At 63.8% G+C, this 22478-nt stretch carries 21 protein-coding genes; 11 read left to right on the forward strand and 10 right to left on the reverse strand.

Annotated features, from left to right (window positions below; genetic code table 11):
- Window positions 1-56 precede the first annotated feature (56 nt).
- Complete coding sequence (locus J0W34_RS17015; protein WP_230969580.1) at window positions 57-1082, reverse strand: AraC family transcriptional regulator; 1026 nt, start codon at window positions 1080-1082, stop codon at window positions 57-59.
- Between the two features lie 175 nt (window positions 1083-1257).
- Here J0W34_RS17015 and J0W34_RS17020 point away from each other — a divergent pair, with 175 nt between their 5' ends.
- The 5 genes from J0W34_RS17020 to J0W34_RS17040 are packed head-to-tail and all read left to right on the forward strand — an operon-like array spanning window position 1258 to window position 6146.
- On the forward strand, window positions 1258-2589 hold the full coding sequence (locus J0W34_RS17020; protein WP_230969581.1) for a glutamine synthetase family protein: 1332 nt from the start codon (window positions 1258-1260) through the stop codon (window positions 2587-2589).
- 3 nt (window positions 2590-2592) lie between these two features.
- The gene (locus tag J0W34_RS17025; protein WP_230969582.1) at window positions 2593-3327 is read left to right on the forward strand and encodes a glutamine amidotransferase-related protein; all 735 of its coding nucleotides are present in this window, start codon (window positions 2593-2595) and stop codon (window positions 3325-3327) included.
- Complete coding sequence (locus J0W34_RS17030; protein WP_230969583.1) at window positions 3320-4582, forward strand: cytochrome P450; 1263 nt, start codon at window positions 3320-3322, stop codon at window positions 4580-4582. The genes J0W34_RS17025 and J0W34_RS17030 overlap by 8 nt, the downstream gene beginning before the upstream one ends.
- A gap of 17 nt (window positions 4583-4599) precedes the next feature.
- A complete protein-coding gene (locus tag J0W34_RS17035; protein ID WP_230969584.1) occupies window positions 4600-5805 on the forward strand; it encodes an NAD(P)/FAD-dependent oxidoreductase in 1206 nt (401 codons plus the stop codon).
- A gap of 23 nt (window positions 5806-5828) precedes the next feature.
- Complete coding sequence (locus J0W34_RS17040; protein ID WP_230969585.1) at window positions 5829-6146, forward strand: 2Fe-2S iron-sulfur cluster-binding protein; 318 nt, start codon at window positions 5829-5831, stop codon at window positions 6144-6146.
- A gap of 94 nt (window positions 6147-6240) precedes the next feature.
- Here the strand turns inward: J0W34_RS17040 and J0W34_RS17045 are convergent, their stop codons facing one another.
- Entirely contained in the window at window positions 6241-7077 is an 837-nt protein-coding gene (locus J0W34_RS17045) for an AraC family transcriptional regulator (RefSeq protein ID WP_230969586.1), read from the reverse strand.
- Between the two features lie 107 nt (window positions 7078-7184).
- Between J0W34_RS17045 and J0W34_RS17050 the strand changes: the two genes are divergently transcribed.
- From J0W34_RS17050 to J0W34_RS17060, 3 genes are all read left to right on the forward strand, one after another.
- Window positions 7185-7613, forward strand: a complete 429-nt coding sequence (locus J0W34_RS17050) for an organic hydroperoxide resistance protein (protein WP_407941104.1) — start codon at window positions 7185-7187, stop codon at window positions 7611-7613.
- Window positions 7614-7655: 42 nt separating this feature from the next.
- On the forward strand, window positions 7656-8669 hold the full coding sequence (locus J0W34_RS17055; RefSeq protein ID WP_230969587.1) for an alpha/beta hydrolase: 1014 nt from the start codon (window positions 7656-7658) through the stop codon (window positions 8667-8669).
- A 188-nt stretch (window positions 8670-8857) separates the two neighbouring features.
- Complete coding sequence (locus J0W34_RS17060) at window positions 8858-10288, forward strand: IS1182 family transposase (RefSeq protein WP_230969588.1); 1431 nt, start codon at window positions 8858-8860, stop codon at window positions 10286-10288.
- A gap of 1767 nt (window positions 10289-12055) precedes the next feature.
- Here the strand turns inward: J0W34_RS17060 and J0W34_RS17065 are convergent.
- Together J0W34_RS17065 and mltA are read right to left on the reverse strand one after the other, a co-directional pair.
- The gene (locus J0W34_RS17065) at window positions 12056-13258 is read right to left on the reverse strand and encodes an ammonium transporter (RefSeq protein WP_230969589.1); all 1203 of its coding nucleotides are present in this window, start codon (window positions 13256-13258) and stop codon (window positions 12056-12058) included.
- A 180-nt stretch (window positions 13259-13438) separates the two neighbouring features.
- Window positions 13439-14701 (reverse strand): murein transglycosylase A, encoded by a 1263-nt coding sequence (gene mltA, locus J0W34_RS17070; RefSeq protein WP_230969590.1) that lies wholly within the window; start codon window positions 14699-14701, stop codon window positions 13439-13441.
- 194 nt (window positions 14702-14895) lie between these two features.
- Here mltA and J0W34_RS17075 point away from each other — a divergent pair, with 194 nt between their 5' ends.
- The 3 genes from J0W34_RS17075 to mgtE are packed head-to-tail and all read left to right on the forward strand — an operon-like array spanning window position 14896 to window position 18082.
- Complete coding sequence (locus J0W34_RS17075; protein WP_230969591.1) at window positions 14896-15783, forward strand: ATP-binding protein; 888 nt, start codon at window positions 14896-14898, stop codon at window positions 15781-15783.
- Window positions 15780-16715, forward strand: coding sequence for a Nudix family hydrolase (locus tag J0W34_RS17080; protein ID WP_230969592.1), 936 nt, complete (start codon window positions 15780-15782; stop codon window positions 16713-16715). Before J0W34_RS17075 ends, J0W34_RS17080 begins: the two co-directional genes overlap by 4 nt.
- Window positions 16715-18082, forward strand: coding sequence for a magnesium transporter (mgtE, locus tag J0W34_RS17085; protein WP_230969593.1), 1368 nt, complete (start codon window positions 16715-16717; stop codon window positions 18080-18082). The genes J0W34_RS17080 and mgtE overlap by 1 nt, the downstream gene beginning before the upstream one ends.
- A 71-nt stretch (window positions 18083-18153) precedes the next feature.
- Here the strand turns inward: mgtE and J0W34_RS17090 are convergent, their stop codons facing one another.
- The 6 genes from J0W34_RS17090 to J0W34_RS17115 all read right to left on the reverse strand — a co-directional run bounded on the left by J0W34_RS17090 (window position 18154) and on the right by J0W34_RS17115 (window position 22454).
- Entirely contained in the window at window positions 18154-18360 is a 207-nt protein-coding gene (locus J0W34_RS17090; RefSeq protein ID WP_227817979.1) for a DNA gyrase inhibitor YacG, read from the reverse strand.
- 6 nt (window positions 18361-18366) lie between these two features.
- Window positions 18367-19122 (reverse strand): cell division protein ZapD, encoded by a 756-nt coding sequence (gene zapD / locus J0W34_RS17095; RefSeq protein WP_227817978.1) that lies wholly within the window; start codon window positions 19120-19122, stop codon window positions 18367-18369.
- A 55-nt stretch (window positions 19123-19177) separates the two neighbouring features.
- Entirely contained in the window at window positions 19178-19789 is a 612-nt protein-coding gene (gene coaE / locus J0W34_RS17100) for a dephospho-CoA kinase (RefSeq protein ID WP_230969594.1), read from the reverse strand.
- On the reverse strand, window positions 19786-20589 hold the full coding sequence (locus tag J0W34_RS17105) for an SPOR domain-containing protein (RefSeq protein ID WP_230971696.1): 804 nt from the start codon (window positions 20587-20589) through the stop codon (window positions 19786-19788). Before J0W34_RS17105 ends, coaE begins: the two co-directional genes overlap by 4 nt.
- Window positions 20590-20886: 297 nt before the next feature.
- Window positions 20887-21630: a type III pantothenate kinase gene (locus J0W34_RS17110; protein WP_230969595.1), complete on the reverse strand. Its 744-nt coding sequence runs from the start codon at window positions 21628-21630 to the stop codon at window positions 20887-20889.
- On the reverse strand, window positions 21627-22454 hold the full coding sequence (locus J0W34_RS17115) for a biotin--[acetyl-CoA-carboxylase] ligase (protein ID WP_230969596.1): 828 nt from the start codon (window positions 22452-22454) through the stop codon (window positions 21627-21629). The genes J0W34_RS17110 and J0W34_RS17115 overlap by 4 nt, the downstream gene beginning before the upstream one ends.
- Window positions 22455-22478: the final 24 nt, after the last annotated feature.

Below are 22478 nucleotides of genomic sequence, written 5' to 3' on the forward strand. Positions count from 1 at the left end.
TTCAGGCCCCGCCCGATCACATTCGCGCTCGGCGACGCGTGGCGCCGGCGCGACGCTCACACGCTGCGTGCTTCGCGGCGGTACTGGCTGGGCGTCAGGCCACACTCGGTGATGAAGGCGCGGGTGAAGCTGGCAGTCTCGGCATAGCCGATCTTGTCTGCCACCTGCAGCATGCTCATGTCGGTTTCGAACAGCAGGCGTCGCGCCGTGGCGATCCGTTTCTGCCGCAACAGGTCGCGAAAGGTGGTGCCTTCCTGTTTCAGGCGCCGGCGCAGGGTCGTTTCGCTCAGCCCCAGGCGAGTGGCCACCAGGGCGATGTCCACCGACTGGCGCTCGATCATGCCGCTGAGCATCTGGTTGATGCTCTCCGACAGGGTACTGACCGGATAGCTGCGCTCGCCCACCAGCTGGATGTAGTGCTGCAACAGGGCGATGAGGTTCGGATCGAAATTCTCGGCCCCGCGTCGCAGGTCGGCACCGTGCAGCACCAGCGCATTCATGTCCTGGCCGAAGAACACCGGGCAGCCGAAGAACGCGTCATGGTTGTTGCGGCCGGGCGCGTGCGAATGATCGAAGTACACCGCCTTGGGTGCATACCGCCCGCCCAGGTAGGCCTTGATCAGCGTGTGCAGATACCCGAGCGAGAACTCCACGTCCTGACGGCGCGGGCGGATGTCGTCGTCGGTGATGGTGTAGATCACCAGGGCCGATGGGCCCGGCTGAAAGCGCAGGCTGGTCGCCTCCTGGATGTCGAACACCGTCTCCGAGTAGGCGCGAATGGCGGCTTCGAGGTCGGGCGAATGCATGAAGATGTACCCGGTCGCCCCGATCAGCTCCGGGCCCATCCGGCTCGAGAGCGTGAGCCCCAGGGTCGGATCGTTCCGCTGCTGCGCGAGCCGCTCGAAGATCCGCATGTAGGCCACCATCGGGATGTGCGCCGAGACGTCCTGAATCTCTCCGATGCTCAAGCCCTCCCCGGCCAGCAAGGCCGCCTGATCATCGATGCCCAGCCCCACGGCATTGAAAATGCTGCGCAGGATCTTGGCCTGCATTTCGGGGCGATGGGGCACTGTCTCGGCCATGAGGGCACACCCTTACCGTTGGAGAGGATGCCCGGAAATATCAAATATTAGGCGCAAAAGATCAAGAATATCCCGCGAAATTGGTCTCATTCTAAAAAAAACACATGAGCCTGTTCGAGCACGCCGGGCGCCGTCCGGCCGGAAACAGGCCATTGACCTCGACAGGAAAGAGACCATGACCACACAGAGAGAGGCGCGTTTCGCGACCGTTGCAATTGTTGATACCAATGGCCTGTTGCGCGGCCAGAAGGTGGCCGGCGAGGACCTTGCGGGCATTCTGGAGCACGGCATGGGCATGTCGCCGGTGCAGCTCGCACTCGACCCGACCGACGAAATCATGCACATGCCGGGCGTCACCGACGACGAGGGCGACTTCCACGACAGTCAGCTCAGGGTCGATCCGGACAGTCTGCGCCACATTCCCTTCGAAGTGGACAGCGACAGCGTACTGTATCTGGCCCAGTTCACCGGTGACGCGGCCGAGTTCTGTCCGCGCACCGTGCTCCGGCGCGTACTGGCGCGCGCCACCGAGATGGGCTTTGCGCCCAAGCTGGGTTTCGAGCTCGAATTCACCCTCTTCGACGAAAGCGCCGAAAGCCTGCGCACCAAGGGTTTTGACGGTCTGACGACGGCCACCGCGCTGCCCAGCCACGACCTGATCATCTATCAGGTTGCCCAGTCGGACTTCTACACGGCGGTGGCCGACATGTGTGGCCCGCTGGGCATCCGTCTGGGCAAGATGCACGAGGAAATCGGCGGCGGCTTCATGGAAGCGTGCATCAACGCCAATGGGGCATTGCCGGCGGCGGACCAGGCCGTGCTGCTGAAGAACTTCCTGCGTGTGCTGGCGATGAAACAGGGCCGGACGGTGTGCTTCATGCCGCGCTGGTCGGAACAGGCGGATAGTCAGTCCACCCATCTGCATGTGTCGCTGCTCGGCACCGACGGCAGCCCCTGTTTCTGGGATGCGGACCAGCCGCACCACATGTCGGAGACCTTCCGCCATTTCATTGGCGGGCTGCAGCGCTACCTGCCGGACATCACCCTGTTGTTCGCGCCCACCGTCAACAGCTGGCGCCGCTTTGCCGAAGGCACCTTCGCCCCGCCGGCCTACACCTGGGGCATCGAAAACCGGACCACCTGCCTGCGGGTGGTCGGCGGCAGCGCCAGATCCCTGCGAGTGGAAAACCGCCTGCCGTGCTCGGACAGCAACCCGTATCTCGCCGCCGCCGCCACCATCGCCGCCGGCCTGGCAGGCATTGCCGACAAGATCGAACCGGGTGAGGCCACCGTCGGCAATGGCTACGTGCCCGGACACAGCAAGGGGGCCCCGCTGTTGCGCAACATGCATGAGGCAATCGAAGCCTTCAGCGCCTCCGACTTTGCCAGGGCGTGGTTCGGCCCGCGTTTCGTCGAGACCTTCACGTCCACACGGCGCGCCCAGCGTGCGCAGTTCGAGGGCAAGGATCTCATCGCCGAACGCAGACGCTTCTTCGAGCTGGGGTAAGTCATGAAGATCGGCATCATCGAATGCGGAACGAACCGTCCCGAATGGGCGGCCTACGGCTCCTTCGGGAGCTGGTTCCCCCCACTGCTGGCGCAGGCCGGCGTCCCGCTGGACTACGCGTTCTTCCACGCGCCTGACGGCAAGCTGCCCGACGACCCGTCGGTCTGCGATGCCTGGCTGCTCACCGGCAGCCCGGCCAGCACCTATGACGACGCCCCGTGGCAACGCAGGCTCAGCGCTTTTCTCGACCAGGTCATCGGTCGGCAACCCGTGATCGGCATCTGCTACGGGCACCAGCATCTGCACCAGATGCTCGGAGGCACCGTGGAGAAGGTGCCGGACTGGGGTGTGGGCATTCATCACTACGCACTCAAGCAGCGGCCCGACTGGCTGCCCGACACGCTGGCGCAGGAAAGCTCGGACGGTTTCCATCTCATCGCGCTGCATCAGGACCAGGTCACCACCATGGCCGAGGGGAGCACCGTGCTGGCGGCGAGCGATTTCTGCCCGGCGGCGGTCACCACCATCGGCGATGACGTCCTCACCTTCCAGCCGCACCCGGAGATGGCGCCGGCCTTCGCGGCAGAAGTCTATGAATTCGAACGCCAACGGATCGGCGACGCGGACGCGGATCGCGCCCTCGCCGAGCTCGATGGCCCACGGAACGTGGCGCTCGCCGCACGCTGGATGGTCGCGTTCCTTCAAAGCCGGTTGAACAGGAGACAACACCATGGCTAAGCACGCAGCACGCCCGACGACGCAACTGGATCTGTCCGACGCCGGCCTGTGGCACCAGGCGGTGCCCGCCGAGGAATTCACCCGCCTGCGCAAGGAGGCCCCGGTGGCGTGGAACGAACGTCACGATGGGCACAAGGGTTTCTGGGCCGTCACCCGCTACGACGACATCGTCACCGTCTCGCGGGACACGGAAACCTTCTCCTCACGCAACGGTGTGATCTCGCTCGACGACTTCGACGATGCACAAAACGACGCCCGGCGCACCCTGCTGGAAATGGACCCGCCGCAACACACGAAGATGCGCTCGATCACCTGGGCGGGGTTCAGCCCGCGAGCCATCGCACAGCTCGAAACCTCGGTGCGCGCCCGCGCGGCCGGTCTGCTCGACGCGGTGGTGGGCGCCGGCCCCTTCGAGGCGGTGAGTCAGCTCACCAAGCAACTGCCCATCTACACGCTCTGCGGCTTGCTGGGCGTGCCTGAAGAGCGCCGGGAAGACATGATCCGCTGGAGCGATCTGCTGATCGGATCGGACGATCCGGATTTCGTCGATCCCTCATTCGCGCACTACCCGGAAGCGCAACGCCGGCTCCTGCCCTTCGGCCACCCGGCATCGCTCGACGCCTTCGAACTCGGGCGCGAAGTGGCGGCAGATCGACGCAAGAACCCCCGCGAGGACGTGATCACCGCCCTGGTGCAGGGCACGGTGGACGGCCGCCCGCTGACTGACGACGAATTCTGCAACTACTTTCTCATGCTGGTGGTGGCCGGCAACGAGACCACGCGGCACACCCTGTCCCACGGGCTCAAGGCACTGGCCGATCATCCGGACGAATGGGCGCGGTTCCGCACCGGCGGTCTGGACGCCAAAACCGCGGCCAGTGAAATCATCCGATGGGCCAGCCCGGTGCACTTCGTCCGCCGGATCGCCACGCGCGACACGGAACTCAATGGCGCCCAGATCGCCCAGGGCGACAAGGTGGCGATCTACTTCGCCTCGGGCAATCGCGACGAAACGCAGTTCGACGATCCGCATCGATTCATCATCGACCGGGAGAAGAATCCGCACATGGCCTTCGGCAAGGGCGGGCCTCACTTCTGCCTGGGCAATGCCGTCGCCCAGCTGCAGATCCGCGTCATGCTCGAAGAGCTGGCCAAGCGGGTGCGGTCCGTGGAGCTTGTCCGAGCGCCGGACCGCTTGCGGAGCAACCACATCAACGGCGTCAAATCGATGCAGATCGCGCTGCATCCGGCCTGAAACCACAGGAGCACGCCATGACACATGTGATTGTTGTCGGCGCCGGTCAGGCCGGTGCCGCACTGTCGGCACGCCTGCGCCAGCAGGGCTTCGAAGGGCAGATCACGCTGATCGGCGAAGAACCCGTCGCCCCCTATCAGCGCCCGCCCCTGTCAAAGAAATACCTCACCGGCGAGCTGCCCATCGACCGGCTGTACCTGCGACCGGCGTCGTTCTACGCGGACCAGAACATCACGCTCATGACCGGTTGCCGGGTCGAGCGCATCGATCGCGCGGCGCGTCGGGTCATCACCCCTCGTGGCCCCCTGGCCTACGACGCACTGGTCCTGGCCACCGGGGGGCGGGCGCGGCGTCTGCCGCAAGCACTCGGCGGCGGACTCGACGGTGTCTATACGGTGCGCACCCTGGCGGACGTGGACGCCATGGCGCCGGAGTTCGTCGCCGGCCGGCACCTCTTCATCGTGGGCGGCGGCTATATCGGGCTGGAAGCGGCGGCGGTCGCCCGCCAGCGCGGGCTGACGGTCACCGTGCTTGATGCGTCGTCGCGCATCCTCAATCGCGTCGCCAGTGCACAGACGGCAGACTACATTCGCGCCCAACACCTGGCCCATGGCGTCGAGATCATCGAAGGCGAAACACTGGATCACCTGACCGGCGTCTCCCGGGTCGATGGCGCCTTGCTCTCCAACGGCCGCCAGATTCCGGCGGATTTCGCCATTGTCGGCATCGGTCTGGCACCGGCCACCGAACTGGCGGAGGCCGCCGGTCTCGATGTGGCGGACGGCATCACCGTGGACGCACTGTGCCGCACGTCCGATCCGGCGATCTACGCCGTCGGCGACTGTGCCTCCTTCCCGCATGGCGCCGGGCACCTGCGCCTGGAATCCGTGCCCAACGCCATCGCCATGGCAGAGGCGGCAGCCGACGCGATCCTGGGACATGGCACCCCCTACCGGCCAAACCCCTGGTTCTGGTCCGATCAATACGACATGAGCCTGCAGATTGCCGGGCTCAGTACCGGATATGACCGCGTGGTCAGCCGCGATTCAGACCGGGGCAAATCATTCTGGTACTTCGCCGGAGCGCGTCTGCTCGCCGTGGACGCGGTCAACGATCCGCGCGCCTACATGCTGGGAAAACGCTGGCTCGAAGCCGGTCTGTCACCGAACCCTGCCCACGTGGCGGATGCTTCCCGTGAGCTGAAATCGCTCGGTACGAGCTGAACGAAAACCCCAAGGACAACACCATGGCAAAAATCACCTACATCGAAGCCGACGGGACCGAACACGTGGTCGACATTGCGACGGGCAAGACCGTCATGGAAGGCGCCCGTGACCACAACATCGCGGGCATCCTCGCCGAATGCGGGGGCGCTTGCGCCTGCGCCACCTGTCACGCCTATATCCATCACGAGTGGTTCGACAAGTTGTCACCGGCCAATCCGGTCGAGGAGGACATGCTCGAATTCGCGGTCGACACGGATCCGTCCCGCTCCCGCCTCACCTGCCAGATCACCGTCACCGATATGCTTGATGGCCTGATCGTGCAATTGCCGGAGAGCTGACCGGCCGAGGGCGACCAAGCGCATCGCCCGGCGCACCGGCGATCCGCCTGAGCGCGCACAACGCAGGCGCCTCCCCCGCTGCTGCCACGGCCGGCTAAGGCTTCACGCCCTGCCGCCATTGCCGTGGCGACACACCGCATTGCGCCTTGAATACACGCGACAGGGCCGCCTCACTGCCGTATCCGACCTCGATGGCGATCAACTTGAGTGCGCGCCCCGCCTTCAGCCCCTGTTGCGCCAGTTGCACACGCCAGCCCTGCAGATACGCGCCGGGCGTGCAGCCGACGGTGTTGCGAAAGGCATTGGCAAAGGCGCTGCGCGACATGCCCGCCACCGCTCCCAGGGCATCGAGCGACCATGACTCGGCCGGCTGCTCGTGCATGGCGATCAGTGCCCGGCGCAGACTCGGGTGCGACATGCCCGCCAGCATGCCGCCATCCACGCAACCCGACTCCATGAGGTGGCGCAACAGCTGGATCATCAAGGCCTCAAAGAGCCGGTCCACAAGCGCCCGCCGACCGCAGTTGTCTCCGAAGGCCTCGTCGAACAGCAGCGAGAGCACCGGCGCCGCCCCGTCGATCTGCGACAAGGGCACGCACACCACCCGAGGCAGGGCATTGACCAGCGGGTTGCCCTCGCCCCCCTCGAACCCCAGCCGGGCACAGGCCAGCCGCGCGCCCTGATCGGGGTCGGTCACGAAGCGCCGGGGCATCGGCGTCGGGTACATGAGCAGGCTCGGTTCGCCGATGTGCAGTGGCGGCAGCTGGGCATGGATGACGTCGATCACGCCGGACTGGATCAGATGGATCTGCCCCCCCTCACCGGGAGACGAGAAATCGGTGACACCACACAGGGCGCCGGAATGAAATAGCTGCGCCCGCACCGGGAAACGGGCCAGCAACGCTTCGAGTCGATCCGTGCAGGCGTCCATAAAAATACTCTGAGTTAAGTTTTCGATACGTTATGCATCTTCTAGTCCTTGGTCAAACGTAAATTAGGCCTTGCCACACGGCACCCCTATCTCTGAACAAGGAATCAATGATGAGTATCGAAAACGTCCTCTATCGCACTGAAGCGACCGCCACCGGCGGCCGGGAAGGCAATGCAAGCACCGCCGACGGCGTGCTGAACGTTCAACTGTCGACCCCGCGCGAACTCGGCGGCGCGGGCGGCCCGGGCACCAATCCGGAGCAACTGTTCGCCGCCGGCTACTCAGCGTGCTTTCTCGGCGCCCTCAAGTTCGTCGCCGCCGGGGAAAAGGTCGCCCTGCCGGCCACGGCTCAGGTGAGCGCGTCGGTGGGCATCGGGGCCATCCCCACCGGTTTCGGCATCGAGGTGGACCTGCGCATCAGCGTGCCGGGCCTGCCCACAGCGCAAGTGCGCGCGCTGGTCGACAAGGCGCACATCGTCTGCCCCTACTCCAACGCCACCCGCAACAACATCGATGTGCGCCTGAGCGTCGTCTGAGTCCCACCCATGCACGCCCCAACCCCAACGGGAGTCACCATCATGAAGATCAAGAACACCATCCTTGCCGCCAGCCTCGGCACCCTGCTCACCACCACCGCCGTTGCCAGCGGCAGCCCGGGCGTCGAACACACCACCCAGGCCTTTCTCGACGCCCTCGCCCAGGGGGGTGGTCAGCCCATCGAAACGCTCAGCCCGGCCGATGCCCGCGCCGTGCTGATCGGTGCCCAGAAAGGCGCAAAGCTGCCGCCCGCGGATGTCAGCGAGAAGACCATCACCGTCGATGGACAAGCACTCGAACTCACCATCGTTCGCCCCAAGGGCGCTACGGGAACGCTGCCAGCCTTCATGTTCTTCCACGGTGGCGGCTGGATCCTGGGCGACTTCCAGACCCACGAACGATTCGTTCGCGATCTGGTGGCTGACTCCGGCGCCGCAGCCATCTTCGTGAACTACACCCCGTCACCCGAAGCAGGCTACCCGGTCGCCATCAACCAGGCCTACGCCGCCACCCGATGGGTTGCCGAGCATGGTGACCAGATCAGTGTCGATGGCAGCCGGCTTGCGGTGGTCGGCAACAGCGTGGGTGGCAACATGGCAGCCGTGGTCGCCCAGATGGCCAAGGACAAGGGCACACCGGCACTGCGCGCGCAGGTGCTGTTCTGGCCGGTGACCAATGCCAACTTCGAGAACGCCAGCTACGACGAATTCGCCCGCGGGCACTTCCTCACCAGATCCATGATGAAATGGTTCTGGGACGCCTACACCACCGATCCGGTGCAGCGACAGGAACGCTATGCCGCCCCGCTGCTGGCCTCGCCCGAGCAACTCGAAGGCCTGCCCCCGGCGCTGATCATCACCGCCGAGAAAGACGTCTTGCGTGATGAAGGCGAAGCGTACGCTCGCAAGCTCGACGAGGCCGGCGTCACCGTCGTGGCCACGCGCTACAACGGCATGATCCACGACTTCGGCTTGCTCAACGTCTTGTCCGCCGTGCCGGCCACACGCGCTGCATTGCATCAGGCGAGTGAGGAGATCAAGGCACGGGTACGTTAGTACCGGCACAACGGCCATTGCCTCGCCCCCGGACGGAATTGTTCTGTATCAGTACCGGAGGGGGGCGAATTTCCTGCGACGCCCGACTGGTCGTTCTCCTACATATGGTCAATGGCCCTGATTGGCCGAGGCTGTGTAAAAACAGCCCTCATGGCATGATGTTCGCATCATCAGGATGATCAGATGCCATGAAGCGATTCATTGAAGGGCAAAGCCGCATACAAGGCAGCTTGCTGCCGGAGACGCTGGATGACTTTGTGTCCGAGACCAATCCGGTTCGCGTCATTGATATCTTTGTTGATGAACTCAATCTGCGACAGTTGGGTTTTGCTGGTGTCGAGCCGGCGGAGACAGGTCGGCCGGCGTATCACCCGTCGGTGCTGCTCAAGCTCTACATCTACGGCTATCTGAACCAGGTTCAGTCAAGTCGGCGCCTGGAGCGCGAGGCGCAACGGAACGTCGAGTTGATGTGGCTGGTGGGCCGTCTGGCGCCTGATTTCAAGACCATCGCCAACTTCCGCAAGAACAATCCGAAGGGTATTCGCGGCGTATGTCGTCGGTTCGTTGTGCTGTGTCGGGAACTGGAGCTGTTCTCTGAGTCGGTCGTCGCCATCGACGGCAGCAAATTCAAGGCCGTCAACAACCGAGATCGCAACTTCACCAGTGCCAAGCTGCAGCGGCGCATGAACGAAATCGAAGCAAGCATCGAACGCTACCTGGCCGAGATGGATACGGCGGACCGTCGCGAGCCCGAAGTGGCTCAGGTGAAGAAGGCGCGGCTCACCGACAAGATCAACATGCTGAAGGCGCGAATGAAAGAGCTCGAGGCCATCGGCGCGGAACTCGAGAACACGCCCGACAAGCAGATCTCCCTCACCGACCCCGACGCCCGCGCCATGAAGACGCGGGGCACCGGTATCGTGGGCTACAACGTTCAGACGGCCGTCGAGACGAAGCACCATCTGATCGTGGCGCACGAAGTGACCAACGACGGACTCGACCGGGATCAGTTGAGCAAAATGGGCAAACAGGCTCGCAAGGTCATGCGGGTGGAGTACCTCACTGCCATTGCGGATCGGGGGTATTTCAAGAGTCAGGAAATCCTCGCCTGCCACAAGGCCGGGATCGTGCCGCTTGTGCCCAAAAGCATGACTTCCAACGCTAAGGCAGACGGCCGGTTTGATCGAGCGGACTTCGTGTATGACCGCGACAACGGCGAGTATGTTTGCCCGGCCGGCGAGCGCCTGATCTGGCGCTACACCAGTGATCAGGCTGGACTGAGGGTGCATCGCTATTGGAGTTCGAAATGCCCGACCTGTCCTATCAAATCACGATGCACTCCCGGGGACTATCGACGCGTCAGTCGCTGGATCCATGAGGAAGAACTGGAGGTCATGCAGGCGCGGCTCGACGAAGCGCCTGAGAGTATGCGCATCCGTCGTCGCACCGTGGAGCATCCGTTCGGGACGCTAAAGGCATGGATGGGCGCAACGCATTTCCTGACCAAGGGACTTGAACGCGTGAAGACCGAGATGAATCTTCACGTTCTGGCCTACAACTTGAAACGGGTGATGAATCTGATGGGAAATGAGGCCTTGATAAGAGCGATCCGGGCCTGATCAGGCCTTTGTTCGGTCGCAAATTCGCAACTCACCTCTCGCCGACGGAATCGATTGACTCGGGGACGTCCTGAATTTCTCGATCCAGGTGCGCGTCCAGAGGCGTTTTTACACAGCCTCGGCCAGGAGCGGTCTGTTGCGCTCTCCTGCGATCGGTCCGCTTAGAACCTGAAGCGGCCCTTGACGCAAAGCACCCGGATCGATGCGATGGACATGACGCCATGCCAATCGTATGCTCGTCGTGTCTCGTGGGCACGAAATTCTCCTGTCACGACTGCAGGGTTTGTTAGCTTGGTTATCACTGCACATAAATACAGTTTTTATTGTAATTCCCAGTGCCATCAAGGGATTCAGCATGCGGGCTTCGGCAGGTTATACCGCAGGTCCCTGATTACGCCCGCAATTTTGCGGTCTACAACAAGTTATGCCTGACCCCAACAACCCACGCCTCGTGCTCGCGACACTAGTTGCGCCTTTGGCGGTGCCAGTGGCACTTGTTGTCGTGCCGGTTATTTCGTGCGCGTGTTGGCCGTTCTATTACGATCTTCCTTGGATATTGGGCTTTGCTGTTCCAGTTTCGTATTTGGCTACGTTGTTAGTTGGCCTTCCACTTACTCGCCTACTCAAAAAAAAGAATCGCCTAAACCTTCAATTTCTTGTTGCGGGCGGGACACTAATGGGCACCATGGTTTTCTACATTTTCAGTGTCTTTTGGGGGCTGCTACTCACGTCCTCTCCTGTTCTAGAGTTTTCTACGTATGCAGCGCTTTTTGGTGCTGTTCTTGGCCTGCTTGTTTCGCTGACCTTTGGCTTGGTCGCGGGCATAACATGGCGTTCAAGCGGGACGCCTGCCGGCAAGCCGGCAGCCGCCCCTTAACTCAACTACAAGGGCTTCCCCCCGAATCGCAAGCATCGATTCAAATCATTTGATTCTCCTGGTGCTGGCAACACGACGTGTCGAAGAAGCTGAAGGACTGCGGTACTACAACCGGTCATGTTGGGCATTAATGGCCCGGACCCTGATGAAAGACGCGCGTGGGGGCCTCATTCGTTAGCAGGGCTCGGTGTTGCCACCCCTGGAGTTAATCAGGTACGCCCCACGCGGGTCCAAACCGCTTCACATCAACGCTGTGTTGTCCTGCCAGAATTCATTTCCTGTTCTTGAAGATCATTCGACCGGATCGGCCTTGAGCCGGAACTGATCACCGTTAGAGGTCTCGCATGAGCTCTGTCTCTGGCGGCCAATCCCTCGCTCGCGTCCTCGCGGCAATCGAAGGTTTCTTCGTCCGCCACGGCGAATGGCCTACCGTCGTCCGCCTTCCGCCTGGCTACATCGAGCACTTGCGGGACGTAGCGTTACCGCCGGCGGCTTTTTCGAAGCTCACCGCGAAAGTGGCGCTTGTGCCCGAAGCGTCGGCAACGGCCATCGCCGAGAACCAAGCCGGGTTGCAGAACAACTACGGCGTGTCTGGCTTCTCGAAAACAAAACCACCAATTCGCGCTCGGAACTTCCTATTGCGGCCCGACAGGTCGCGATGTCCAAGCAAGCGCTCAGGCGAACGGCTTTCGAATCAAACTTCCCGTACGGCAGGAAGCTCCAGCATCAAGGTCCCACTGGCGCTTGGGAGGCGGCAGCCCCACCCAAGCAGCGGGAACGCACAGTCCCTGACGTCAGAAAGCGTCATGAACCATCACAGCAGGTTCATGACGCTTTCAGGACAGTCAATTCGAGTTCGAGAGACTTTCTTCAGAGAGTCACTGCAGCGCTTACCAGCTCGCCTCGCGCTCGGGTGTCGCGGTGATCTTGTGGATGGTCAGATCGGCGCCCTCGAACTCCTGCTCCTGATCGAGGCGCAGCCCCACGGCCGCCTTGAGCACACCATAGACCAGGAAACCACCGCCGAAGGCCACGCCCACGCCGGCCAGCGTGCCGAGCAGCTGACTCAGGAACGTCACGCCGCCCATGCCACCGAAGGCTTCCAACCCGAAGATGCCGGCGGCAATGCCGCCCCAGGCGCCGCACAGACCATGAAGCGGCCAGACACCCAGCACGTCGTCGATCTTCCAGCGGTTCTGGGTCAGCGTGAACATCAGGACGAACAGGGCACCGGCAATCAGGCCGACCACCAGCGCGCCGCCCGGGTGCATCAGATCCGAGCCGGCACACACCGCCACCAGACCGGCGAGCGGGCCGTTGTGCACGAATCCCGGGTCGTTCTTGCCGAAGACGAGGCCGGCCAGTGTGCCGCCGACCATGGCCATGAGCGAATTGACGGCCACCAGACCACTGATGCCCTCGACGGTCTGGGCACTCATCACATTGAAGCCAAACCAGCCCACGGTCAGAATCCACGCGCCCAGGGCGAGAAAGGGAATACTGGAGGGCGGATGCGCCGCGATGGCGCCGTTCTTGGAATAACGTCCGTGCCGGGGGCCAAGCAGCAACACGGCCGCCAGGGCAACCCAGCCGCCCACGGCGTGCACCACGACGCTGCCGGCAAAGTCATGGAAGGTCGCGCCGAAGCTCGCTTCGAGCCATGCCTGGAAGCCGAAGTTGCTGTTCCAGATCATGCCTTCGAAGAAGGGGTAGACCAGCCCCACCAGCAGCGCGGTGGCGGCCAACTGCGGATAGAAGCGCGCACGCTCGGCGATGCCGCCCGAAATGATGGCGGGAATCGCTGCCGCAAAGGTCAGCAGGAAGAAGAACTTGACCAGATCGTAGCCGCTGCGCTCATTGAGCACGGCGGCACTGTCAAAGAAGTCGATGCCGTAGGCCACGGTGTAACCGATGAAGAAATAGGCCAGGGTGGACACCGAGAAATCGACCAGAATCTTGACCAGCGCGTTGACCTGATTCTTCTTGCGGACCGTTCCAACCTCGAGAAAGGCGAAGCCGGCATGCATGGCAAGCACCATAATGGCGCCCAGAAGAACAAACAGTACGTCACTGGACGTCTTGAACTGCTCCATGAGAATGCTCCGTTTTGCACAATAGCGGAGCATTTAGCACGAGCCGTGCCAGCAAATTAAACCCATAAAAACAGTGACTTGAATATTTACGCACCAGAAAGCCGCATCATCAGGCACTTGTTTGGTGCGCCGTTTTCAGCACAACGCCCCATGTTTGTGCAAACACGCTCGGCGTGCGCCTTAATTCGGTGCCCACCCTTTCGGTAACAGGACCCACATTTCACCATCTTGGCGCATGCGCCCGGCAAGGGCGCCTGCTTCATCACCAAAACCCCAGAAGTAGTCGGCCCGGACACCGCCCTTGATCGCGCCGCCCGTATCCTGGGCCATCACCAGACGCCGCATCGGCCGGGTACTGTTCGGCTCGGTGGTTGCCAGAAACACCGGGGCGCCAAGGGGCACCGCGCTACGATCGACGGCAATACTGCGCTCGGCCACCAGCGGAACGCCCAGCGCCCCCAGCGGCCCGTCGTTGCCCGAAGGCATGCGGCGGAAGAAAACGAAGGCCGGATTCTGGTCGAGGAGCTCGCGCAGCCGCTTTGGATGGCTGCGCGCCCAGCGCTGGATGCCCTGCATGGAGGCTTGCGACAGCGTGAGCTCCCCCTGGTCGATGAGCCAGCGGCCGATCGACTTGTACGGGTGGCCGTTGTGGTCGGCATAACCGATGCGCAGGTAGGTGCCATCGTTCAAGGCGATACGCCCCGAGCCCTGAACCTGCAAAAAGAACAGCTCGATCGGGTCGTTCGCCCACGCGATGACCGGCGCACGTACGTTACCCCCTTGCGCGGCCAACTCGCCCCGCGTCCAGTACGGCACCAGCTTGTTCCCCTCGAGACGGCCGCGCAGACGCATGTTCTTCAATTCGGGGTAGATCTCGCTCAGATCGACCGTCACCAGATCGTCAGGGACACCGTAAATGGGCCAAGCGCTGAGCGCGCTGCGCTTCAGGCTGCCGCGGATGAGTGGTTCGTAGTAGCCGGTCACCATGCCATCGGTGGAGCCATCGCCATTGACCACCTGCCAGGGCGCGAAGCGGGTCTCGAAAAACTGGCGCACCGCGGCTCGACCCGGCTGGGCGCCCAGGGTCGTGGCGACCGTGCACACATCGGTCCATCGCCGGTCAGCGACCAGCACGTCGCACGAGCGCAGCAGCGCCGGCCACGCGGCCTCGATCTGATCGGCTTGCCAGCCCGGCAACTGTGCAAAACGCGCGGGCTTCAGCCGCGCTGCCTGAACCACGTCCTTAGGTGGCGTCGGCCGCGTCTCGGGCACGGGGACGACCGGCGTCGCGGCCGGGGTTTCCGGCGCGGGGGTACCCGGCGCAGGGGCCTGGGGCACGCTCTGGCACGGCGTGCACTCAGGCGGTGGCGGCGTGACGCAGCTGACGCTGAAGAACACGGAAACGGCGAGAACAAGGGCAGGCAGGAGGCGACGCGGGGTCATGGGCGCAGATCAGTTAAACTCGAACGAGCAAGATTCGCCAGTATAGCGGGGGCGCGAGCCGCGCTGCGACTGGCACCCTCCCCCAACAAGGAGATTGTCACCCATGTGGGTCATCCTGCTCGAAGCCGGTGTGGCGCTGTCGCTGCTCCTGATCATCGTCTGGGCCACCTGGCCCCGCAAGAAGAACACGGAAAATGACAAACAAGACGACTGACCTGGCCCTCTTTCTGGCGCGCGTCGAACAGACGCTGGATCGCCTCGACGCCTGGCTCCCGGCCCCCGTCACGCCGCCGGACTGGTCCAGCGCTATCGCCTTCCGCTGGCTTCGCCGCGGCGCCCAGGCAAGGCTTGAGGCCATCACCCACCCGCACCTGATCCGGGTGGAGGATCTACAGGACGTGAGCGATCAGGTCGCCTGCCTGGATGCCAATACGCGCCAGTTCGTGCGCGGCCGGCCAGCCAACAACGCGCTGCTCACGGGCGCGCGGGGCACCGGCAAGTCATCTCTCGTCAAGGCCATGCTCGATCGTTACCACGCGAAGGGTCTGCGCCTGATCGAAGTGGACAAGCAGGACCTGATGGATCTGCCCGATATCGTCGAACTCGTTCGCGGACGAAAGGAGCGATTCGTCCTGTTCTGCGACGACCTGTCCTTCGAGGACGCCGAGCCGGCGTACAAGGCCCTCAAGAGTGTGCTGGACGGCTCGCTCGCGGCGGTGCCCGACAACGTCATCATTTATGCCACATCCAACCGGCGCCACCTGATGCCGGAGTATCACGCCGAAAATCTTCAGGCCAGGAACGTGGATGGCGAAATCCACCTGGGCGAAGCCACCGAAGAGAAGGTCTCGCTCTCCGAGCGCTTCGGTCTGTGGCTGTCGTTCTACCCCTTCAGCCAGGACGCCTACCTGGACATCGTGCATCACTGGTTGCGCGAATTCGGGCTCAATGACGCGAAGATCGAAAAGGCGCGCACCGAAGCGCTGCAGTGGGCCCTGGGCCGGGGGTCGCGCAGCGGCCGGGTTGCCTGGCAGTTTGCCCGCGACTACGCCGGTCGCCACGGCGGAGGCGCGAAGCGATGAAGAAACGCGTCGAGGTGGCGGCGGCGGTGATCACCCGCCCCGACGGCAGCTTTCTGCTGGGCCAGCGTGCGCCCGGCACCTTCTATCCAGGCTACTGGGAGTTTCCAGGGGGCAAGGTCGAGCCGGGCGAAGACGCCCGTGCCGCCCTGATTCGCGAACTGGACGAGGAACTGGGCATTCAGGCTCATGCCTGTTGGCCCTGGCTGATGCGCGAACACGACTACGAACATGCCAACGTGCGGCTTCACTTCTTCGAGGTGCCCGATTATTCGGGCGAGATCCGGGACCACGTCCACAGCGACCTTCAATGGCAGCACGCTGACGCACTGAGCGTCAGTCCCATGCTGCCGGCCAACGGCCCGATTCTCAAGGCGCTGAGCCTGCCACGGGAGATGGCCGTCACATGCGCCGAGACCCTTGGCGTCGAGGCTCAGCTCGACGCTGCCGATCGCGCTCTGATGCGTGGCGTTCGATTGATTCAGCTGCGCGACAAGACGCTGGCACCGGAGGCCCGAGAAACCCTCGCGCGATCGCTGCTGGCGCGGTGCCGCGAACACCACGCGCTGCTCGTCATCAACGACGATCTGGCGCTGGCCGAGCGGGTGGGGGCGCATGGCATTCACCTGAGCGAGGCACACCTGCAGACCATCGGGGCCCGGCCCGACATGGCATGGGTGGGTGCCTCCTGCCATTCGCGCGACGCCCTTGAGCGGGTGGCCGAACTCGGTCTCGATTACGCCCTGCTCGGCCATGTGCTGCCAACCCCCTCGCACCCGGACCAGCCAGCCCTTGGGTGGTCGGCCTTCACGGGTCTGACGCGCCTGCTGCCCATGCCGGTGTTTGCCATCGGCGGGCTGTCGACAGAACACATGCGCGAAGCGCGTGAAGCAGGCGCGCATGGCATTGCCGCCATCCGGAGCAGCTGGCGCTGATGGATAACGAACAGCTGCCCAGCACCGACGAGGCGCGCGAACAGTTACTCGACGCACTCGAACGCCCGGACCAGGCCAACATCCACGCGCTGGTACGTGACTGGCACCCGGCCCTGATCGCCGATGCCGTCGAAGCGCTGCCACGCGAGATGCGCCACGACCTGTGGGAGCGGCTGGACACGGCCGACCGCGGGCAGGTGCTGATCGAGGTGGGGCGCGGTGTCCGCCAGCAGCTTATCGATGAGGCGGCTCACGAAGAGCTCCTGGCCGCGCTGGGCACGCTGGAAATGGACGAACTGGCCGATCTGGATGCCGACCTGCCGGTCTCCGTGCTCGACACCATGGTGCGCGCCATGGACGTCCAGCGTCGCCAGCGATATGAGGCCGTCAAGCAATACCCGGACGATTCTGCCGGCGGTCTGATGGACGCAGATGCCGCCGCCGTGCGCGAAGATGTCAGCCTCAAAGCGGTGTTGCGCTATTTGCGCCAGATGCGCAAGCGCGAAGGCAAACTCCCGGAGCACCTGGACAGCGTAATGGTGGTCGACCGCCAGAACCACTACCTGGGCGTGCTCAGTCTGGCCGATGTGGTTTCACTCAAATCGGACACCCTGGTCAAGGCGGTCATGCATACCGATGTGCCGGCCATCACCGTCGACACGGAGGACACCCGGGTTGCCCGACTGTTCGAGGATCATGATCTGATCTCCGCCGCCGTGGTCGATGAAGACGGCCGGCTTCTCGGGCGTATCACCATTGACGACGTGGTGGACGTGATGCGAGCCGAGGCCGAAGGCGAGGTGCTGCGCCGCGCCGGTCTCGAAGAAGATACCGACCTTTTCGCTCCGGTCCTGTCGAATGCCGCCAAGCGTGCCGTCTGGCTGGGCGTGAATCTTTGCAACGCCTTCGTGGCCGCCTGGGTGATCGGGCTGTTCGAAGCCTCCATTGACCAGGTGGTGGCACTTGCGGTGCTCATGCCTGTGGTCGCCAGCATGGGAGGCGTCGCGGGCAACCAGACGCTCACCCTGGTCACCCGGGCCATTGCACTCGATCAGATCGGCCGCGGCAACGCGATGCAACTGCTCTTCCGTGAGGTTGCCTCCGGCGTGCTCAATGGCGCGTTCTGGGCGGTGATCGTGGCCATCATTGCCACCCTGTGGTTCGGCAGCACCCAACTGGGCGTTGTCTTCGGTTGCGCACTGATGCTCAACCTGCTCACCGGTGCGACCGCCGGCACCCTCGTCCCCTTGCTGCTCGACCGCCTCAAGATCGACCCGGCGCTGGCGGGCGGGGTGGTGCTGACAGCCGCCACCGACGTGGTGGGATTCTTTTCGTTTCTGGGTCTGGCGACGCTGTTCCTGCTCTAAGCGAGCGGATGTGCACAAACAAGTGCGGGCGCCCTGGGCGCCCGCGTCTGCTCTGAGTCTGCCGGAGAGAATCACTCCGGATCGTCGAACTCTTCCGACATGGTATCTGGCGGCTTTGCGGCCGGAATGCGGTAGCTTTCGGACGCCCAGGCCCCCAGATCGATCTGGCGGCAACGCTCCGAACAAAATGGCCGGAACCGGTTCTCGGGCCGCCACTCCACCTCTTTCTGGCAGGTGGGACATTTGACGATGCGAAACGTGTCTTGCTTGTCTTTCACGGGAATTCAGAGATTGCAGACGGTCAGTTCGAACTCGACATCGTTGGCCACTTGCCGGGGCCGCCCCGCGGTTTCGGGCGTCATGAAACGGACGTTGAGCACATATTTGTTGGCACTGATTTCAGGCACCGCGTTGAACTGCCGGGCCACGCACACACGCACCATCTGCATCTGCCGACCGCCCATCATCACCTGATACATGCCGCGCTGGGCGATCTGCATTTCGGGGCGACCACTGGCGCGCAGCAGGCGCAAGACGATGGCGATGCCATCGCGAATCGGCAGCAGCGGTCTCAACCAGCCATTGAGGTCACCTCGGCGGGCGTCCGCGTCGCGGCACTGCCAGTGATGATAGGACGGCAGATCGAACTGGCAGGCACCGCCCGGAATGGCAGCCCGGCTGCGGATGCTCATGAGCCAGTCATTTTCGCGCAGGTAGTGACCGATCTTGCCCGACACCGATAGCAGGCCTGACGAGGCCTGCTCGATCTCGTACAGGGCGCCGGCAAGCGCTTCTTCGGAAATATCGGGGTTGTCTCGAAAGGCGAGCAGCGTCTGGCGCTGGCGCTCGAGCTCCTGAACCAGATCCACCTTGAGGTCGGCACGACTGGCCACTTCGAGCAGCTCGAAGATCGACATCAGCACATGATGGTGGTCGACGGGTGAATCGCTCCGCAGAAAATGAGCAATCCGTGCAAACAGGTCTTCGAGTCGAAGGAGGGTGCGAATGCGCTCGTTGAGTGGGTACTCGAATTCAATCACAAGACGCGCCCGTTCCTTGCCTCCTCGGTCATTCGGCGATGATAGCACAGAGGCCTCAAGCACTCTGGAGCCGCAGATAGCATTCATGGAGACGATCGACCTGCACGAACAGGGCGTCGAGATCACCACTGTTGTCGATGATGTCGTCGGCCGCGGCAAGCCGATCATGGCGACTGATCTGCGCATCCATGATCGCGCGCACCTGTGCGTCACTCAGGCCCGACCGCGCCTTGACGCGCTCGACCTGAACGGACTCCGGACAGTCAACCACGACAATGCGCTGACAACGCTCCCGGAATACGCCGGACTCGATGAGCAGTGGCACCACGAGCATCACGTATGGCGCATTCGCTGTCTGGCACTGCCGCTCGCTCTCGGCACGAATCATGGGATGAAGGATCGCTTCGAGGCGCTTGCGAGCCTCGGGCTGTTCGAAGGCGAGCGCACGCATGATGCCACGGTCAAGCGCGCCCTCGGCGGTGATCACTTCGTTGCCGAAGGCCTGTCGAATGGGCTCGATGGCGGCACCGCCGGCCGCCGTGAGCTGGTGAGCAATCAGGTCGGAATCGACAACGGCCGCCCCCCGATCAGCGAACCGGTCGGCTGCGGCGCTCTTGCCGCTGCCGATCCCCCCGGTCAGCCCGATAACGGGCGGGCGTCCCGTCATGGCAGACACTCGGCCTTGGTCGCACCATCGAGCCGGCCACTCCAGTCGCTCGCCCACCCAGCGAGCCGCTCGTCGGGGCCGCGTACTTCAATCCGGTGCGTCGTGTTGCCCCGTTCCTCGATGGCAATGCCGGTCACCCCTCTCTTTTCCAGTCGCCGACGCTGCTCGGCCGCCGATTCCGCGGATTTGAACAGTCCCAGGGACACGGTAAAGGGGCGCGCGCCGCGCTCACCGATGGCGAACAGGTCCTTGACGCCCTGGCCACGCAGCTCGGCAACCTTGCGGTCGGCGGCTTCCCGACTGCCCTGGGAGGGGATATGCACCCACCAGGACGTCACTTCCATGGTGGGCTCGTCTTTGGTCTGAAGCCCGGGCTGTGCCAGCGCATCGCCCATCAGCAATGCGGCCTGCTCGTCCCCGACCCCGTCGAAGGCAACACAGGCCAGCGGCGCAGCCAGCACCTCGGTCGCCGGCTCCTGCGCTGGTGCCGTTTCGGTATCGGCGACGGCAAGTGCCTCGTTCGCCGGTTCGGCAGGTTCGGCCCCCTGGGGCGCCACGACCTCACCAGGCAACACCACAGGCGGGTTGTCGACACTCGGCTCGACGGCAGGCGCGGCTTCAACTGCCGGCACCCGCGCCGGTGGCGGTTCCGTACCGTCGAGCAGGCGAATGCGCTCCGGATGCAATTGATTGGTGAGTCGTTGCGGCTCCGACGGGCTTTGACCTTCGCCCAGCCAGCCTTGCCAGGCGGCAAGCACCAGAACGTTGATCAGCAGCAACAGGATGATGAGAAAACGCATGAATGCCACGTTCAACAGTCCTCAATCGCGCCTGCCGGGACACGCCTTGCAATCAGGCGAGGCAGCAGACGGATATTCGTTGTGTTCCAGCTCGACTGCAAAGCGACCATCACGTCAGATCGCCCCGATCCCAGCCTGAACGGCATAGCTGCCCGCGTTGCCGGGCGGCACCCGACCGACAAGCCATGGCAGCGGCCGGTATGGGTCCGGATTATAGACGGGGTGACCCGCAACACGACACAGGCATGTGTATATCGAGCAGCTTCGCGCCATTTCAGCGGACGTGGTGCCGTCACGTCACGCGTCAGCGCCCCGCCCCCTGAAACCCGGTTCGTTCAGGGCAACCGCGACGCCATCGAGCACCAGATTCTCGACCAGCATCACCGGCATGTCGAGCAATGGCGCAATGAGCGGCCCCGCGCCCCCATTGATGAGACACATCGGCGCCCGCTGGCCCGCCAGGTGCCGATACATGCGCTCGATGGCACCGGCCTGGGCGTGCAGACAGCCCATGTGTATCGCGTCCACCGTTCGTGTGGGGACATCGGCGGGCACGCCATCGGCAAAGGGCAACTGCGCGGTGTTGCCTGCCAGAGCACGCTTCATGAGCTCAACCCCGGGGATGATGAGCCCGCCTTCAAAGACGTGCGCATCAGTCAGCACATCGATGGTCGTGGCCGTCCCGGCGGTCACCACGAGCGCGGCACCGTCATGCCGCCGCGAGGCGCCCAGAACGGCCGCCCAACGGTCGGCACCCAGTTGAGTCGGGTCATAGGCATTTCGGACGCCGGCACATTCGCTCGCAGGGCGGATCCACTGGATCGCCACCTGCCAGGGGGCAAGCGCCTGCTCGACACGCGCGGCCATTCGGTCACCCGCCACGTTCACGCCGGCAGCCGAGGCCAGTTGCCCTTCCGGCGGCAGGATCGCGTCGAAATCCCAGGGCCTGTCATGATCGAGCGCCCCTTGCGCAACCCATCGGCCTGCACTGAGCAGGCCCCACTTGAGGCGGGAGTTCCCGATATCGAGCAGCAACTTCATCGGGCAAGTCTCAAGGACACATCCCCCGCGAGAATACGTCGCGTACCTGCGTCGGTTTCGAGGCATAGCGCGCCGTCCGTGTCCGCACCGCGGCAGACACCATGGATGGCCTCGCCCTCTCCTGAGATGGTCACGGGCAGGTCCGCATAGGCGTGGCGCTGGTTCCACGCGTCGCAGAAGGCCTCGAAACCGGCATGCGTGTAAGTGGCAAACAAGTGGCGCTGCGCCACCAGAATCTTCGCCAGCAGGGTCTCGACCGCAGGCACGCTCTCCATCGAGTCGGCCAGCGCGACCACGTCAGGCCGGTCAGGCACGCTGGCGCCATCAGGAAAAAACAGGTTGAGTCCGATACCGACCACCGCGTCCATGCCGCCACGATGCCGGCTCAACTCGACGAGAATGCCGCCGAGCTTGCGCCCGTGGATCTGAAGGTCATTCGGCCACTTGAGTTCGACACCTTGCGCGCCGCAACTCTCGAGCGCGTTGGCCACGGCCAGCCCAGCCACAAGCGACAGCCCGGCCGGGGCCGCGGACTGAGCCGGAAAGGTCCAGCGAGCGGAAAAGGTCAGTGTCGCACCGGGCCACGCCAGCCACTGACGGGCACGTCGACCACGGCCAGCCGTCTGATGATGGCAGACCAGCACGGGCACACGCCCGTCCTCACGCGGCGGCGCTGCCATCAGTTCGGCATTGGTGGACGAACATGTTTCGCGCACGTCGAGGGCAAAGCTGGCGGCGTCTGCCCCCAGCGCAAGGCGCAACTTGTCTTGGTCGATCATCAGGTGAAGGGCGCGAAACAGCGCACCGCCGGGCCAAAACGGCATTATGGCGGATTCACCCTGGCCCCG

The organism is Nitrogeniibacter aestuarii (assembly GCF_017309585.1).
Taxonomy (GTDB): domain Bacteria; phylum Pseudomonadota; class Gammaproteobacteria; order Burkholderiales; family Rhodocyclaceae; genus Nitrogeniibacter; species Nitrogeniibacter aestuarii.